Genomic DNA, 15,668 nt, shown 5'->3' with positions numbered 1-15,668 from the left:
ACAAGGTCTTGTGTTACGATGAAAGATGCAGTTACTTAACTATTTAATAGATCTGTACAAATAGTAATATAAGTTGAAGCATAACTCCTAGTGCGCTCAGGAACAGAAACAGAAACATGCTCAAGGTCTGAATTCAAGTTAACAGTGTCAACCACTAAAGCTAACTTTTCTGCTAGAGAAGCTGCTGAATTGACATTAAAGAATATTGCCTCTGGATACTGCTCTTTATGCACAGCAAGATCAGATAAAATCATCTGCTTTTGCGCGCTTTTGCACTCTTCTACAGCTGAACTCCACCCTTCAAAACGAGAGGGGTTTAAAACCACTTCTGAAAACTTAATCAAGGTGAACACGTCTTCGTATGGAATTAATCCAAGAAATTTAACTGTATCAGCCAAGTTGTTCTGTTCCACGTACTCTAACAATCGTGACACATAAAGTGGGTCCCTAGAGTCCTCCATTAAACCAGAACAAACAACTAAAGGGCTGGTATCAAGTTGCTTTAAGATGTTAATTGCTTCCAACATCAGTTCATGATTCTTATGGCGCCAAAATTGGTTCGGTACAAATACATAAGGTCTGTCGATTCCGTATTTTAACAATATCAGATTTCTATCTTTGTCGGATAAATTAGAATAAAAGCCGGGAAGCTGCGAAACAAACTGCGCAACTCTACCTTTGTGGGCCTGCGTTGGCACAAAATTTTTGAAATCATTCAAAGCATCGTAGCTACTAAGAATTACGGCGTCTGCTTTATTCGAAATATCTAAAAAGCCATGATTGCGTATATTCAGATCTTTTGGTGGAAACATATGAGGTAAATGGACGTGCTGAAAATCAGGCAACCAAGCTATAACCTTACAATTAACCCCCATGTCAGCCTGAACATGGGAAATAATGGAAACATGATATCTGCTAAGAAGACGATTAAGCATGTACCTAGTTCCAAATAATTTGTGCAACAACTTATCAGCGAACCAAGCTATGCTCCATCGTTCTAAAACTGCAGTCTTTACTACTTTAACTTTGTATTCTTCATAGAGTTTAACGACATCAGAGGATGCATTCTTACCCAAGAAAACGACAATTTCGTAATCAGATGACTCTAAGACATTCAACGCATAGAAAAGATTACAATAATAGTTAACACCACCCATCCACGACTTGTTATGTGGAGGGAAAAAACCTATCGCTAACTTTTTTGATTTAGGAACCATTTTGCATACCTTTTAATGCCGTCCTTTAATTCTATCTTTGGCTTCCAACCAATACTTTCAGCTTTGGAAATGTCAGCCCAATAATATAGGGGATCCCCTTCTCTGACAATTTTGTTAAACTCAATTTCGCCGCTGAAACCAAGTTCCTTAGATAACAAATCTAAAACTACTGCAATCGTTGTAGCGCTTCCACTTCCGGCATTGACCACAGCTCCTGCTGGTAAGTCAGAATCAGCCACAGTTTGAATTAACCGCACTGCGTCATCTACATGTATCCAATCTCTGGTCTCGTCCCCCCCCCCCCAGAATATTGCATGATTAGAGCCGAAAATCTTATTTGCTGCGTCCCACAATAACTGCTTGGTTAAACCTTCTCCATATACAGAAAAAAATCTGAGAATTACGACGTTAATACCAAAACTATTTGAATACGTATGGCAAAGGTGTTCAGCCATATATTTAAATTCCCCATAAGGAGATGCAGGACATATAGGATCATCTTCTTCAATTGGGTTATCGGAATGCTCACCGTGAACCGCAGGGCTAGAAGGATAAATCAAACGAGCTAGAGGGTTATACAATCTAATATATTCCAAAACGGAAGCAGTCCCGGAGACAGTCTTGCTAAAATCCTGATAAGGATTGCTAATAGAATACGCAACTGAACCACTGCCACCACAATGCACGATGATATCAAAAACTTTACCTATATCCTTTATGTTTTCAATAGTTATATCGTTTTCAGACCACCCTTCAAAGCCAAACACTGAAAATTGATCACGTGTCCAATTCCCATGACCTATACCATAAACTTGGTAGCCAAGCTCACGAAAATACTTGGCGACATTTCGCCCTAAAAAGCCAAATCCACCTGTTACTAATAAATACTTATTCTTCACGTTTTAAACTCTTAATAAAAACTGCAGGATTTCCAGCGACAACAGTCCAGGGTGCTACATCGTCCCTGACTACACTACCAGCGCCTACGACAGCGCCTTTCCCTATTGTGACACCTTTGAGAATTATGCAATTAAAACCAATCCATGCATCATCTTCAATTGTTATCTGTGATGATTTTACTGTCGACCAATCCTTGTTAGAGATGAAATCTTCTCCAACCGAATGAGCCTCAAGCTGCCGGGTTACATCTTTTCTTCGTTCCAAATAATCAAGAGAGTGCGAATTATGGTCGTAAATAGTGCATCCCCAAGCAATGGTAACATTAGAGCCTATATGTATCGACTCCCTGGATATGAGTATTGTAGAACCATTAATAAAAGTGTTGTCGCCAACAATTATCTCACCTCTTGCAGATTCAAAACAAAAGGTACAACCTACCATTGTTTTTTTGCCTAGCGAGACTGTATTTTCTCCAGAGTTCATATTAAATCTGGTGCTTCTGAGCAAAACAGTGGATTCATGAATTAATATATTCTTATTTTTTTTTACTATTTTATATGGGTTATAAAATAAATTACGAAGCCTTTGCATTTAATAGTCCTGTTCGGATTAAAATGTAGGTATGAGTGTTGGCATACAACATAGCCGGAATAGTGAGAATAGCAGCAGCCAAGGGAACTGAAGAAATTCCATAATTATTACTGAAGAACAACATGCTCAGTGGCATCATCAAAAATACAGATATAGATGTCAATACTAACTGAACGTTCATTTTTTCTAGAGCATTCAACACTACAGCGCCTGAATACGCAAAAGATTGAATAGATACTAAAGCGCCAAAGAATATGGCTTGCTCTTTACTAATATTGATTTTCCCTATAGTCCAGGCACTTACAATCTCCGGTGCGAAATAAGCTACAAAAAATGAACCTAAGGAAAAGATTAAAGATAAAAATATCATTCTTAGATAGAGCGTCTTGATTCCATTAAAATCACTTCGGCTAAAGTAATTTGTTATCTCGGGCCAAAATGCAGCGATTACCATATTAAACAGACTCAAACCAAGTACAAAAATTTTACTAACAACATCGTAATGAGCAGCTTCTTGCGGTCCCAGCTGATCATAAACTAAGATCGTCCCTACTGAATAAAGCACTAGAGAAGCAACTTGCAAAACAAAAAACTTAACGCCTACACTAATACGAGAAAAATCTAGCTTAGCTAACATCAGCTCTCTAAAATCAAATAAGCTTATATTCACAACTTTGCAGGCTTTTAACCAAATGCATATAATGGAAGCGACGTAACTAATTGTAAATAAAACTGCCGCGGTAAATACATCAAAACAAAAACCAAACAAAACAAATAACGTAGAGAAAATAAAGAAAAATAACGGCCCAATGAAGCTAAAGCCTGACTCCAAAGCAATCAATCTTGCGCCTTGCAAAATGGCATTCCCCGCCTTCAGAGGAAACAACAAGATAAAAGGAACAAATATCATCAAAGATGCACCTAAGTTTAACTTCAATACTGAAATAAAACTGATAGAGCAAAAAAATACAATTAACAAGAGAACGGATAAGATACAGGTTAGTTTGAGGACCTGAAGAGCTTCTGCTTTTGCTAAATGTAATTTATTATTAGCAATAGATGTTGTCACGGTATTTTTTAACGCGTAACCAAGCCCAAAATCAAAAAGACTGATCCAAGCTATTAATGAAGTCAACGCCACCCATACACCGTAGTTTTCTGTACCCAATGTATTTATCAAAAGCGGAACAATAATTAACGACAAAACCATAGTCAAAATCTTGTAAAATAAAGAGAATGAAATATTTTTAAAAAGCATATATTCTCTTTAAACAGGATAATGAAAAGATTTTTAGCAGTCTTAAATGGCTTGCTAATTTAGCATTCCAAGGATAGCGTGATATTTTCAAATGATTTGTTACCCCCTTATAATTTTTTACCTTATAGAGGTTGTAACAACCTGCTAGTAAGTTCCTAGCATAGAGCTCATCTTTATATTTATTCCAATTCACTGAAGCAACTTCTTCCCGACCAAGTTTGATGATTTTATTAGTCCAAGTGTCGATCTCATCCATCCAGTGCTTGGACGCTATTTTCTGATCGGTTAACCCACCAGGCCACACTCTGTAACACGAAACAATACGGGGTACAAAAACTACGTTGCCTAAAAGCAGTGCTCTTTGGATCAATTCACTATCAGCAGCAGTCAGTGTAAAAGATTTCTGATCAAAATATCCAATCTTATCCAAAAAAGTCTTTTTGAAAATAATGCTTGGCATTCTAACATCAACACTATAAAGGAATTTATTGAAGCCTAAAGGCGCTTGTAAAACCTCATAGTCTTTTGGACAATAACTTCCAACAACATTATCATTTTCATCTATAAAATTATTGCCGAATATAAAAACATCAGCATCATATTTATTTAAAACATTAATGATAAACGGGAACTCACTCTTTATATAACAATCATCATCTGAAGGAATGGCAATGTAATCAGTATCAGCAGACGAAATAATTGCTGCATTCCAATTCTCAAAAATTGGTAATACTTTTTTATGTGACACTTTAACAAAATGAGGATGATTACCAAATTCTACGTCTGTTAAAAACTCACCATTATCGCTAACCACAATTTGAGTGTCTTCCGGGATGCTATTTATTAGTTTAGTCAGGTAATGCTGTCTATTATAAGTTGGAATTGATACAGATAACCTTTTCATATAGCAAATATCCACTCAATCATATTCCGTATGCCCTGCGCTTTATCAACTTTAGGCTGCCATCCTGTCATATTAATTACTTTAGTAATATCAGAAACAAAGACTCTCTGGTCACTTTCCCTAGGAGGTAGTTGGCTATATGCCATTTGAATACCAAGCTCATTCTCCAAGAAAATGAAAAGCTCCAGCAGAGAAGACGAATTATTACTTCCGCCACCAATATTGAACGCATTACCTTTTATGTCATTTATTTTGCCAGCAGCAGTTAGATAAAGTGATACGCAATCACTCGAATAGAGCAAATCACGCACTTGCTTTCCGTTACCAGAAATTGTAAACGGCTCAGCTAAAACACCTTTTTTAGTCTCAATTGCCTTTTGCGTAAACCATCCGAGCCACCCTTGATCAGATGTAGCAAACTGACGGCCACCAAACATAGAGGAGTGACGGAAGACTGCGGTCCTCAACCCATAAATCCTCGCAAAATCAAGCATATACTGATCTGCACTACCTTTAGAAGTACCGTAAGGGGAATGAAAATCTAAGTTAACAGCTTCGTCAAACCCATTTGGTTTATCAACACATTCGTAGCGAGTAGCAGTCTCTTTATACTGAAATTGCTCAAGATCGCCGTATACCTTATTAGTAGAAGAATAAATAATTGCACTCTCTGGCGAATATAAGCGCACCGCATTCAGTAGATTAAAACTACCACCAACGTTTACCTCAAAGTCCATTCGGGGGTCAGCGATAGAGGTAGTCATTGCTACTTGGCCAGCCAAATGATAAATCACGTCGGGTTTATGCTGCTTGATAGTTCTTTCTACATCGTTGGTATTTCTTATATCACCGTGGATAAACTCAAATTGTCCTTGCGTTCTCAGCCATTCTAAGTTTTGATAACTACCAAACCTATAAAGACTGTCGAATATGACAACGTCGTGGCCTTGTTTAAGTAATTCGCTGGCAATATTTGAGCCTAAAAAACCACAACCACCTGTTATTAAATACTTCATATCAGTTCCTTTAAACTGTTGTAGATACCCTGTTTTAAACTAATTTTTGGTGACCACCCCAATTGAACCAAAGCACAATTGTTTACTTCAACTGACATCATTTCGCCATCACGGTAAGGCACCAAACCAAATGCAAGAGCAGAGCATGAAGCACCAAAATTATCCTCATGGGCTTGCTTCAGCTGTAGCAGAAACTCTTTAACAGAAATCAAAATACCAGTTCCTACATCAAATTCAGTAAACTGCGCCAAACCAGAAGCTTTTTCGAAAACGGTCAAGAAAGCAGAAACAACATCGTCGATATAGATAAAATCACGCTGCTGTTCACCTTTGGTAAGTTTAATTTCCGCAACGTTTTGTCTAAGTTGCGATACAACCCAAGGGACAAACTTGGTCGTATCGTCATGAGGACCGTACATATGTTCAAGCCTGAGGTTAATCACTTGAATCTTTTCGCCTTGCTGTCTTAACCAATCTACCAACTGTTTTTTTGATAAGCTGTATAAGTTCAACTCTCTTGGCAACATAGAATCTGTGTTAATAAAGGTATTCACATTATAAGCTATTGCTGCATCCAACACCTTTAAACCAAACATAAGGTTACTCTCAACAATAAGATGTAAAGAGTCCCCGTTACGTCCATAGTGACATGCCGTATGAATTACGCAGTCAATCCGTTGCTGTTCAAAAGCAAGTGATATAGGCTCAATGTCAATGTTGTAGCTTACAACACGATCAATGTACTGATGGACACGCCAAATATCCGAGGTTGAACGTTTAAGAATTACAACTTTATATTCCCGGTCTAACAGTGCTTTGAGTAGGTTACTCCCCAAAAAACCAGTCGCACCAGTTAATAAAACAGTAGGTTTGGTCATTAGAAATTCACACCAAAAAATTCTTCTAATTTTTCAGCGATAAAATTCAGATGATCTTCACCTAAACCAGGATAGATGCCCACCCAAATCGTGTTATTCATTGTATTGTCTGTGTTCGTCAGATCGCCTACAACCTTGTACTCAAGATTGTGGAAATAAGGTTGTCTGATCAAATTGCCAGCAAACAATAACCGTGTTCCGATTTTATGCTGATCCAGATATTTAGTCAGATCAGTGCGATTGACACCGGCTGAATCCTTCACCGTAATAGGAAAACCAAACCAGGAAGGTTCTGAATTTTCAGTTGGTTTAGCAATATCAATATATTCGGATAATGATTCCAGACGATTCTTCAAATACTCAAAGTTGGAATTACGCTTTGCAATAAACTCAGGGAGGCGCTTCAACTGAGCCAAACCACAGGCAGCTTGCATATCGGTGATTTTGAGGTTGTATCCCAAGTGTGAGTATGTGTATTTGTGATCATAACCCGCCGGTAGACTACCTAATTTCATACTAAATCTGGTACCACAGGTATTGTCACAACCAGGCTTACAGTAGCAGTCACGGCCCCAGTCTCTAAAAGACTCAGCAATACTGATTAACTCTGAGTTATTGGTGAATACAGCACCGCCTTCTCCCATAGTCATATGGTGAGCCGGGTAAAAGCTTAGTGTTGCAATGTCTCCCCAAGTTCCAACCATCTTGCCGTCGAATTTGGCACCTAATGCATCGCAACAATCTTCTACTAACCAAAGACCATATTTTTCGCAAAGAGCTTTCACTTTCGCCAGATTAAACGGATTACCTAAAGTGTGAGCTAGCATAATAGCTTTGGTTTTATGCGTGATTGCTGCTTCGATCAAATCTGCGTCGATATTATGAGTTGCCATATCCACATCGACAAACACCGGTATAGCACCAAATTGCACTATAGGGTTCACTGTAGTTGGAAAGCCCGCTGCCACGCCAATAACTTCATCACCTTTTTTAATTGCTCTTTCGCCTAGTTTTGGTGAAGTCAAAGTACTGAATGCAACAAGATTTGCAGAAGAACCAGAGTTAACGGTGATTAGATGCTTTATACCGATAAAAGCTGCCAGTTCTTTTTCAAACTGCTCATTAAAACGACCTGTGGTTAACCAACCGTCTAAGGAAGCGTCAACCATATACTGCAATTCGGTAGCACCTATCACTTTACCTGAAGGCGGAATTGGAGTCTGACCAGCAATGAATAGTTTCTCAGCATATTGCACTTTGGCATATTGCTCTACTAAATCTGCTATTTGTTTTCTTAAAGAATCAGTTGTCTGCATTATTCATATCTCTCATATAATCGTTTATTTCTTCTGCACAAGCTTTTTGCATATCATGCTTATTCAACCATGCCTGTTGCCACAGTATTATTCGCGTTAATGTCTGTTCCAAGCGCCAGGTTGGGCCCCATCCCAGATGCTTTTTGGCTTTTGATACATCTAACTTTAAATAGCCAGCTTCGTGTGGATGAGCGTCATTATCAAGCTTCCATGAAGAGTTTGGCCACAGCGCTGTCATTTTACTTAAAATCCAATCGACAGGTTTTACATCGTCTTCAAAGGGACCAAAATTCCAGCCTTCTGCATACTTAGTTGGCTCTTCATAGAGCTTCTGTGCTAACACCAAATAGCCTGACAATGGCTCTAAAACGTGTTGCCAAGGCCTAGTTGATTTAGGGTTGCGAATCACTACAGGCTCGTTGCTTTCAAATGCGTGCAAAATGTCAGGGATCAGGCGATCACCTGCCCAATCGCCGCCACCAATCACATTGCCAGCCCGAGCAGAAGCCAAACCAATACCTTTTTCTTGCATAAAAGAACGTCGGTAAGCAGATGTCACTAATTCGGCACAACCTTTAGAGCTGCTGTAAGGGTCAAAACCGCCCATAGCTTCATCTTCTCTGTAACCCCACTCCCATTCTTTATTCTCATAACATTTATCTGTAGTCACACTGACTATAGATTTAAGATGCTTACAACCTTTCGCAGCTTCTAGCACTTTAGCTGTACCCATAACATTAATTTCATAAGTCTCTAGAGGTTCTTTGTAAGACAAACGAACTAATGGCTGAGCAGCCATATGAATCAGTATCTCAGGCTCAAATGCCAACATGCTGGACTTTAACTGTTCAAAATCACGTATATCACCGATCTCTGATTCAACCAAAGATTCAACATGAGCTTCATTATACAAGCTTGGAGTCGAAGGCGCTGTTAGTGCATAACCTTTGACATTTGCTCCCATCATATGCAGCCAAATGGACAACCAGCTGCCCTTGAAGCCTGTATGGCCAGTCACGAATACACGCTTGTTACGCCAAAAGTCTGGATTAACCATAATATTCTCTTTTATTCCCACACTTTCCAGGGAGCTTTTCCTGACTGCCACAAGGTTTCCAAATGGACTTTATCACGTAATGTATCCATAGGTTGCCAGAAGCCATGATGCTCATAAGCCATAAGTTGTTTGTCGTCAGCAAGACCAATTAAAGGCTCTTGTTCCCATATAGTTGAGTCTGCCTCAATACGAGTAAGAACTTTAGGTGACAAGACAAAGAAACCACCGTTAATCATGGCTCCATCACCTTTAGGTTTTTCTTTAAAGCTCAGAACCTGACCTTTATTTATATCGAGTGCACCAAATCGACCTGGTGGATAGGTCGCAGTTAAAGTCGCTTCTTTTCCGTGGGCTTTATGGAAAGCTATAGTTTCAGCAATGTTAATGTCACCAACGCCATCACCGTATGTAAAGCAAAATGCTTCCTCGTCTATAACGTAATCTGCGACACGTCTTAAACGACCACCGGTCATAGATTCGTCGCCGGTATCCACTAAGGTTACTTCCCAAGGTTCAGCTCGTTTCTGATGAACTTTCATTTGATTATCATGCATAGTGAAAGTAACATCTGATTGATGCAAAAAGTAGTTCGCGAAATATTCTTTGATTACATAACCTTTGTAACCACAGCAAATGACGAATTCATTTACACCATGGGCTGAATACATTTTCATTATATGCCAGAGTATTGGTTTACCACCTATTTCGATCATAGGTTTAGGTCTTGTACTGGTCTCTTCACTAAGTCTGGTACCAAGGCCGCCGGCAAGAATCACTGCTTTCATCTGTTCATTTCCTATTTTAATAATCTAATAACTTTGCACAAAAGCGTCTGAGTAAAATTTATTTTCAGCTAATCCTGAAGCTAAAAAGCGCTCCTTTGCTGACTGAATCATTATATTTGAACCACAAGCGTAAACAGCTGATTTTGCCATATTGTGATCTGATGCCAAGGCAACATCCTGGACATAGCCAGTATGATGAGGCCAGTTATCAGCCTTTCTCGACAGCACATAATTCACGTTTACTTGCAGTTTTTTAAAAGAATGTGTCCAGAAAAACTCTTCAGGGAAACGATTTCCCCAATACAAACTTATTGCACCACTTTGTACAAAATCAGGGTCATTATCTAAACCGGACAGAATTGAAATAATTGGAGCTATTCCGGTGCCTGTAGCCAAAAAGACCAAATCTTGCGTACTGTCACGTAAAAAGAATGTTCCCTTTGGACCTTCCATTCTTAACAGATCATTCTCTTTTGCCTGATTAAACCAATAATTACTCATTTGTCCATTTTCGAAACACTTAATGAAAAGAACTATCTCGTTCTGCTCAGCTGTGCTAGCTACCGAATAACTTCTCCGAATGCTATTTGGACCTATTATATCTATATATTGGCCTTCCAAAAACTTAAAATGAGCCGTTTGAGGAAGTCTTAGAGCTAAACCTATCAACTCATCGGAAAAACGTGTGATGTGTTTAATCCGACAGGGCAAAGTTTTAATATAAATGCCATGTAATGAGGCTAAATCTTCAGCGTCAATCAACAGGTCTGAACTTGGAGCACAACAACAAGTGAGAATTTTATTCTCAGCCCGATCATGTTCAGTTAGCGCGAGTTGTGTTTGCAGCTCAACGACTGTGCCGGAAATCACTTTTGTTTTGCACACGCCACACTGACCCGTCTTGCAGCTGTACTCAAAAACTAAGCCAGACTTCAACGCTGAATTCAGGATTGTCTCTGTAGCATTTCCGACAAATTGCTTCGCTTCACTGGTGTTTATTTTTAAATCATTCATGTTAATGCTCTGAACTCTCAGCTTTTCCGTATGCATTTTAAATAAGTCGCCATCTAATTCAGATAACTTACTAAGTCTGAGAGAAATATTTTGCTAAAACGATGTATTGCATCGTCAGCTTCAACAGCTTCGATAGGTACCCAGCGATAATTGTGATGTTGTACGGATGGAAGCTCCAGCTCTGTACTAGTGACAAACATGAAATGTGGGGCATTAATGTAATGAGTTGAAACTGACTCATCAAAACAACTGTTTCCGTAAAAATGGTCATATATACCGAGCATTACAAAACGTTCGCGTTCAAATGACCGCCCTAGTTCTGTTTCTGTGATACGTCTAAAAGCCTCTACTATAGTTTCGTCTTTATACGTACGACCACCAGGTACAAACCAAAAGCCACTTGCTGGTTCATTTTTACGTAAACCGACCAACATTTCACGCTTTTCATTTAGTACGACTAAGTCAATAGAAAACAGTGGAGCATTCTTAACCACTAGTTTGAAATCATCTACGCTAAGCATTATTTTCTAAACACTTCCTGGTTGTCTAAAAACCACTCGTAAGTACTTTTTAAGCCTGAGTCCAGAGCGATAGAATATTGCCAGCCAAGCTCTTTAAGGCGATCAACATTCATCAATTTGCGCGGTGCACCATCAGGTTTAGTGGTATCCCATACGATGTTACCGGTGTAGCCAACAACCTTAGCTACAGTTTCAGTCAACTCTTTGATCGTACAATCTATACCTGTGCCTACATTAATATGGCTTAACATTGGGCTGGTGTGCATCTCATAAGTTACCTTATCGAGTTCCATCACAAAAATGCTTGCCGCCGCCATATCATCTACGTGCAAAAATTCGCGCATTGGTGAACCTGACCCCCAAGCAGTAACTTCTGGTGCGTTAGCTAATTTCGCTTCATGGAAACGTCTTAACAAAGCAGGTATTACGTGGCTGTTATCCGCATGAAAATTATCATTAGGCCCATACAAGTTTGTTGGCATTACACTACGGTAATCACGTCCATATTGTCTGTGATAACTTTCACACAACTTAATACCAGCGATTTTCGCTAAAGCATAAGGCTCGTTGGTTGGCTCTAAAGTGTCGGTTAACAACGCATCTTCAGCCATAGGCTGAGAAGCAAGTTTCGGATAAATACAGCTGGATCCGAGAAACAATAACTGCTGTACGTTGCTTACATGAGCTGCATGGATAATATTGGCTTGTATCATTAAGTTTTCATAAATGAAGTCTGCAGGGTAAGTATTGTTAGCTATAATACCTCCAACCTTAGCTGCAGCTAGATAAACTTGATCTATGTGCTGCTCATCAAAAAACTGCTGAACCGCAGCCTGATTGGTCAAATCTAATTCTTTACGAGATCTTGTAATAACCTCAGCAGTCCCACTTTTTTCAAGCTGCCGCACTATAGCGGAACCAACCATACCGTTGTGGCCAGCAACAAAAACCTTTTTCATGAAAACCTCAAATGTGAAAACCACAATACACAGCAATGTATCGTGGTTTCAGGATACTGATACTTATTCTACAGATACTGGTAGTTCATAACCATGTGCTTTTAATAAAGCATGGCGTTTTGCTGATTTCAGATCAGCTGCAACCATTTCAGCACACATTTCCTGAGTGGTAATTTCCGGCACCCAACCTAGGACATTTTTTGCTTTTGTAGGGTCACCCAATAGAGTTTCTACTTCAGCAGGGCGGAAATAACGAGGGTCAACTTTAACCACAATGTCTCCAACTTTGAGAGCAGGAGCATTGTCGCCGTCGATTTTTTCAACAATGGCTACTTCTTCAATATCCTGACCTTCAAAACGCAAAGTAACGCCTAATTCTTTTGCCGACCAGCGTATAAACTCACGAACTGAGTACTGCACACCCGTCGCAATCACGAAATCGTCTGGCTGCTCTTGTTGCAACATCATCCATTGCATGCGTACGTAGTCTTTGGCATGACCCCAGTCGCGTAAAGCATCCATGTTACCCATGTAAAGGCAAGATTCTAAACCTTGCGCAATATTCGATAAGCCACGGGTAATTTTACGGGTAACAAAAGTCTCACCACGACGTGGAGATTCGTGGTTAAACAAAATACCGTTACAGGCATACATACCGTATGACTCACGATAGTTAACTGTAATCCAATACGCATACATTTTAGCGACAGCATAAGGAGAACGCGGGTAAAAAGGCGTAGTCTCTTTTTGTGGTATTTCCTGCACTAAACCATATAGCTCTGAAGTAGATGCCTGATAAAAACGAGTTTTCTTTTCCAAACCTAATAAACGTATTGCTTCCAAAAGACGCAACGTACCCATAGCATCTACATCTGCAGTGTATTCAGGCGATTCAAAACTTACGGCCACATGACTTTGTGCACCTAAGTTGTAGACCTCATCTGGTTGAACTTCCTGCAGAATACGAGTTAAATTGGACGAATCAGTCAGATCACCGTAATGTAAGATAAAGTTCTTATTATCAATATGTGGATCCTGGTAAATATGGTCAACACGTTGTGTATTAAATGACGATGCACGGCGTTTTATGCCATGAACCTCATAACCTTTCTCCAGCAGAAACTCAGCTAAATAAGAACCATCTTGCCCAGTTACACCTGTAATTAACGCTTTCTTTTTCATTTTTCACCTAGTTGATTTAGTATTATATCAAAATTTATGCATTTATTATGCGCAACCTCATGCCGAGTTCATGGCTGAGTTTACAGTACTACCATAGTTATTGTCTAAATTCCAAAACCATTCTTAAAGTCGTACATTAATATAAAGATAGACAAACACAGAATTTTTCACTTTTTCATCTCAGACATTTTCTGCCGCCAGAGACACTAATTATTCATTTTGAGACAGTCGATTTCTCGCTATCCCTTATAGAGCCTATGTTTTGCGTTTTTTCTTAAAACAGTCCCAATAGGCTATAAAAATCATATTTGTTAACAGTTTACTGAACACTACGTTTACGGAACGCTGCATTACAGATTTTAGCCCCGCTCTCGAATGCTTTTATTGGGGATTCTTGGCACTGCAAAATATTAATCTTCTTTTCTTACAAAATGTCTGATTAAAACCAACATCACCGCTAACATGCCGCCTAACATGGTGCCTAATACACATATTAGCGCTCGTTTAGGGCCTGCTTTTTCTTCTGGTACTAATGCTGGGTCAATTGTTTTAAAGACATATTCTTCACGTACTTCGGCAAACATAATGGTTTTAGCTTGCTCTTCGATTAACTTGTAAAGAATCGAGCGAATATCTGCAACGTTTGTTTGTTCGATTTTACTTTCTAAAAACGCGGTGCTTTTAATGGCTTCTGCAACATCGCGTTCTTTCATGACTTTGTTGATGTCTTGAATTAACCAGTTAACCCATTGCTGAGCGATAAATGGCGATAAGTGCTCGACAGATATTTTCACCATACCGGTTTCTTTGTCGGTACTTACTGCAACAATTTTACTGAATTCTTTAAAGGCTTCTTGCATTGAAGGTTCAGGTTTAAAGGGTGCTTGTACCTCACGAATCCATTGATTGTCATTAACAAGGTACATTTCATCATCATAACCGATTGTGTTTTCAGCCATGTTCCAGCTTTTAATGGCCATCAAATCAGGTAACAGGTTATGGTTTTGAATAAAATCACTGGTAAATTGACGTGATTTTAGTACCTCAATGGCCATTTGGGTTTTATCCACGCCGCCTTTGCCGCCAAGGTTAATACCGGCCATTGATGCTAAACCACCAAACTGCCCAGCTAGCGCCGCTAAACCACCACCGCCTTGCTCGGCATCAGCTGGCGCTAATAGCGCTTCTGATTTGTAGGTGTTGGGCTGGCTGATGGCAAAAAGCACTGAGCCAATGGCGAATACTGCAGTAATGGCAATGATGAGCCATTTGCCTTGCCAGATGACAGAGAATAACTCGCGAAGGTCTATTTCATCGTCAGCAACTTGCTGGGGAAATGTGACATCTTGCTGGTATTTTGTAACTTCTATAGACATTTAAAACTTATCTCATTATTTAAGTATTCGAATACGGTTGACGGAACGCTCGCAAGCTCTCTTACAGAACGCTTCGCTTACAGCTCCAAGCTAAGAGAAGATCTGAGTGGTCGGCGACCTTAAGCTGAGACGAACGTTAGCAAGCTCGTTTACGGATAACAGAACGCTTCGCTTAAGGTAAGAATTTAAAGCCAAAGCCCCCCTTTCACTAAAGGTTATTGCGGGCTTTTATACTCTTTATCAATCCAGCAAGCATTGCCGATACTCTCTCTGATTTAGTAAGTAGCTCATCCACGAATTTAGTTTCTAGATAGCCTATATCTTTACCTATCATCGCCTGTGTCATAACTTCGGCTAGCGATGCTTTAGCAATATACAAAAACTGTATTTGCTCTTTTGAACCCTGCCGTTCAATTCCCTCTGCAATGTTCGAAGGAACAGAAAGACCTGAACGAGTAATTTGGTCTTTGAATCCCCAATCCCTCAACTCTTTAGTCTCTATGTATATTGAACACGACAGTTGGTAACTTAGCTGCCAAACTTCTAAAGTTTGAAATTTCATAACCATCCTTGGTTGTTATTGCAATAAACGCTAAGTTCACCGAAGACTGAAACCTTCACTTTCGGGTTTAACCGTAAGGCCGGAGGCCGTTCCGCAATCCACAGTGACTAAGTCACGTCCTAGCAATGTTGA

The 15,668-nt window shown here is 39.5% G+C and carries 16 protein-coding genes; all 16 read right to left on the bottom strand.

Features of this window, described 5'->3' with window-relative positions; genetic code table 11:
* Positions 1–35: 35 nt before the first annotated feature.
* The 16 genes from NE535_RS14305 to NE535_RS14230 all read right to left on the bottom strand — a co-directional run bounded on the left by NE535_RS14305 (position 36) and on the right by NE535_RS14230 (position 15,536).
* Complete coding sequence (locus NE535_RS14305) at positions 36–1,217, bottom strand: glycosyltransferase (protein WP_261299297.1); 1,182 nt, start codon at positions 1,215–1,217, stop codon at positions 36–38.
* On the bottom strand, positions 1,193–2,116 hold the full coding sequence (locus tag NE535_RS14300) for an NAD-dependent epimerase/dehydratase family protein (RefSeq protein WP_261299296.1): 924 nt from the start codon (positions 2,114–2,116) through the stop codon (positions 1,193–1,195). The genes NE535_RS14305 and NE535_RS14300 overlap by 25 nt, the downstream gene beginning before the upstream one ends.
* On the bottom strand, positions 2,106–2,708 hold the full coding sequence (locus tag NE535_RS14295) for an acyltransferase (protein WP_280925454.1): 603 nt from the start codon (positions 2,706–2,708) through the stop codon (positions 2,106–2,108). The genes NE535_RS14300 and NE535_RS14295 overlap by 11 nt, the downstream gene beginning before the upstream one ends.
* Positions 2,692–3,966 (bottom strand): oligosaccharide flippase family protein, encoded by a 1,275-nt coding sequence (locus tag NE535_RS14290; RefSeq protein WP_261299295.1) that lies wholly within the window; start codon positions 3,964–3,966, stop codon positions 2,692–2,694. The genes NE535_RS14295 and NE535_RS14290 overlap by 17 nt, the downstream gene beginning before the upstream one ends.
* A complete protein-coding gene (locus NE535_RS14285; RefSeq protein ID WP_261299294.1) occupies positions 3,956–4,870 on the bottom strand; it encodes a glycosyltransferase family 2 protein in 915 nt (304 codons plus the stop codon). The genes NE535_RS14290 and NE535_RS14285 overlap by 11 nt, the downstream gene beginning before the upstream one ends.
* On the bottom strand, positions 4,867–5,886 hold the full coding sequence (locus NE535_RS14280; protein WP_261299293.1) for an NAD-dependent epimerase/dehydratase family protein: 1,020 nt from the start codon (positions 5,884–5,886) through the stop codon (positions 4,867–4,869). Before NE535_RS14280 ends, NE535_RS14285 begins: the two co-directional genes overlap by 4 nt.
* Entirely contained in the window at positions 5,883–6,764 is an 882-nt protein-coding gene (locus tag NE535_RS14275; RefSeq protein WP_261299292.1) for an NAD-dependent epimerase/dehydratase family protein, read from the bottom strand. Before NE535_RS14275 ends, NE535_RS14280 begins: the two co-directional genes overlap by 4 nt.
* Positions 6,764–8,080, bottom strand: coding sequence for a lipopolysaccharide biosynthesis protein RfbH (rfbH, locus tag NE535_RS14270; RefSeq protein ID WP_261299291.1), 1,317 nt, complete (start codon positions 8,078–8,080; stop codon positions 6,764–6,766). Before rfbH ends, NE535_RS14275 begins: the two co-directional genes overlap by 1 nt.
* Positions 8,067–9,137 carry a CDP-glucose 4,6-dehydratase gene (gene rfbG / locus NE535_RS14265; RefSeq protein WP_261299290.1) on the bottom strand — a complete coding sequence of 357 codons (1,071 nt, stop codon included), beginning with the start codon at positions 9,135–9,137 and terminating at the stop codon, positions 8,067–8,069. Before rfbG ends, rfbH begins: the two co-directional genes overlap by 14 nt.
* Before the next feature lie 11 nt (positions 9,138–9,148).
* The gene (gene rfbF, locus NE535_RS14260; protein WP_261299289.1) at positions 9,149–9,922 is read right to left on the bottom strand and encodes a glucose-1-phosphate cytidylyltransferase; all 774 of its coding nucleotides are present in this window, start codon (positions 9,920–9,922) and stop codon (positions 9,149–9,151) included.
* Positions 9,923–9,946: 24 nt separating this feature from the next.
* Positions 9,947–10,936: an FAD-binding oxidoreductase gene (locus NE535_RS14255; protein ID WP_261299288.1), complete on the bottom strand. Its 990-nt coding sequence runs from the start codon at positions 10,934–10,936 to the stop codon at positions 9,947–9,949.
* A 53-nt stretch (positions 10,937–10,989) separates the two neighbouring features.
* Positions 10,990–11,457, bottom strand: a complete 468-nt coding sequence (locus NE535_RS14250) for a GDP-mannose mannosyl hydrolase (RefSeq protein WP_261299287.1) — start codon at positions 11,455–11,457, stop codon at positions 10,990–10,992.
* Entirely contained in the window at positions 11,457–12,416 is a 960-nt protein-coding gene (fcl, locus tag NE535_RS14245) for a GDP-L-fucose synthase (protein ID WP_261299286.1), read from the bottom strand. Before fcl ends, NE535_RS14250 begins: the two co-directional genes overlap by 1 nt.
* A gap of 63 nt (positions 12,417–12,479) precedes the next feature.
* A complete protein-coding gene (gene gmd / locus NE535_RS14240) occupies positions 12,480–13,598 on the bottom strand; it encodes a GDP-mannose 4,6-dehydratase (RefSeq protein ID WP_261299285.1) in 1,119 nt (372 codons plus the stop codon).
* A gap of 410 nt (positions 13,599–14,008) precedes the next feature.
* Positions 14,009–14,974, bottom strand: a complete 966-nt coding sequence (locus NE535_RS14235; RefSeq protein ID WP_261299284.1) for a Wzz/FepE/Etk N-terminal domain-containing protein — start codon at positions 14,972–14,974, stop codon at positions 14,009–14,011.
* A gap of 208 nt (positions 14,975–15,182) precedes the next feature.
* The gene (locus tag NE535_RS14230; RefSeq protein WP_261299283.1) at positions 15,183–15,536 is read right to left on the bottom strand and encodes a four helix bundle protein; all 354 of its coding nucleotides are present in this window, start codon (positions 15,534–15,536) and stop codon (positions 15,183–15,185) included.
* Positions 15,537–15,668 lie beyond the last annotated feature (132 nt).

Origin of the sequence: Shewanella holmiensis, from assembly GCF_025370255.1 — a bacterium.
GTDB classification, from domain to species: Bacteria; Pseudomonadota; Gammaproteobacteria; order Enterobacterales; family Shewanellaceae; genus Shewanella; species Shewanella holmiensis.
This window is presented reverse-complemented; position numbering and strand designations above follow the sequence as displayed.

Excerpts from the sequence above, each read along its gene's own strand:
- NE535_RS14305 (WP_261299297.1), bottom strand. The coding sequence starts at position 1,217 with ATGGTTCCTAAATCAAAAAAGTTAGCGATAGGTTTTTTCCCTCCACAT.
- NE535_RS14295 (WP_280925454.1), bottom strand. The coding sequence starts at position 2,708 with ATGCAAAGGCTTCGTAATTTATTTTATAACCCATATAAAATAGTAAAA.
- NE535_RS14290 (WP_261299295.1), bottom strand. The coding sequence starts at position 3,966 with ATGCTTTTTAAAAATATTTCATTCTCTTTATTTTACAAGATTTTGACT.
- NE535_RS14285 (WP_261299294.1), bottom strand. The coding sequence starts at position 4,870 with ATGAAAAGGTTATCTGTATCAATTCCAACTTATAATAGACAGCATTAC.
- NE535_RS14280 (WP_261299293.1), bottom strand. The coding sequence starts at position 5,886 with ATGAAGTATTTAATAACAGGTGGTTGTGGTTTTTTAGGCTCAAATATT.
- NE535_RS14275 (WP_261299292.1), bottom strand. The coding sequence starts at position 6,764 with ATGACCAAACCTACTGTTTTATTAACTGGTGCGACTGGTTTTTTGGGG.
- rfbH (WP_261299291.1), bottom strand. The coding sequence starts at position 8,080 with ATGCAGACAACTGATTCTTTAAGAAAACAAATAGCAGATTTAGTAGAG.
- rfbG (WP_261299290.1), bottom strand. The coding sequence starts at position 9,137 with ATGGTTAATCCAGACTTTTGGCGTAACAAGCGTGTATTCGTGACTGGC.
- rfbF (WP_261299289.1), bottom strand. The coding sequence starts at position 9,922 with ATGAAAGCAGTGATTCTTGCCGGCGGCCTTGGTACCAGACTTAGTGAA.
- NE535_RS14255 (WP_261299288.1), bottom strand. The coding sequence starts at position 10,936 with ATGAATGATTTAAAAATAAACACCAGTGAAGCGAAGCAATTTGTCGGA.
- NE535_RS14250 (WP_261299287.1), bottom strand. The coding sequence starts at position 11,457 with ATGCTTAGCGTAGATGATTTCAAACTAGTGGTTAAGAATGCTCCACTG.
- fcl (WP_261299286.1), bottom strand. The coding sequence starts at position 12,416 with ATGAAAAAGGTTTTTGTTGCTGGCCACAACGGTATGGTTGGTTCCGCT.
- gmd (WP_261299285.1), bottom strand. The coding sequence starts at position 13,598 with ATGAAAAAGAAAGCGTTAATTACAGGTGTAACTGGGCAAGATGGTTCT.
- NE535_RS14235 (WP_261299284.1), bottom strand. The coding sequence starts at position 14,974 with ATGTCTATAGAAGTTACAAAATACCAGCAAGATGTCACATTTCCCCAG.
- NE535_RS14230 (WP_261299283.1), bottom strand. The coding sequence starts at position 15,536 with ATGAAATTTCAAACTTTAGAAGTTTGGCAGCTAAGTTACCAACTGTCG.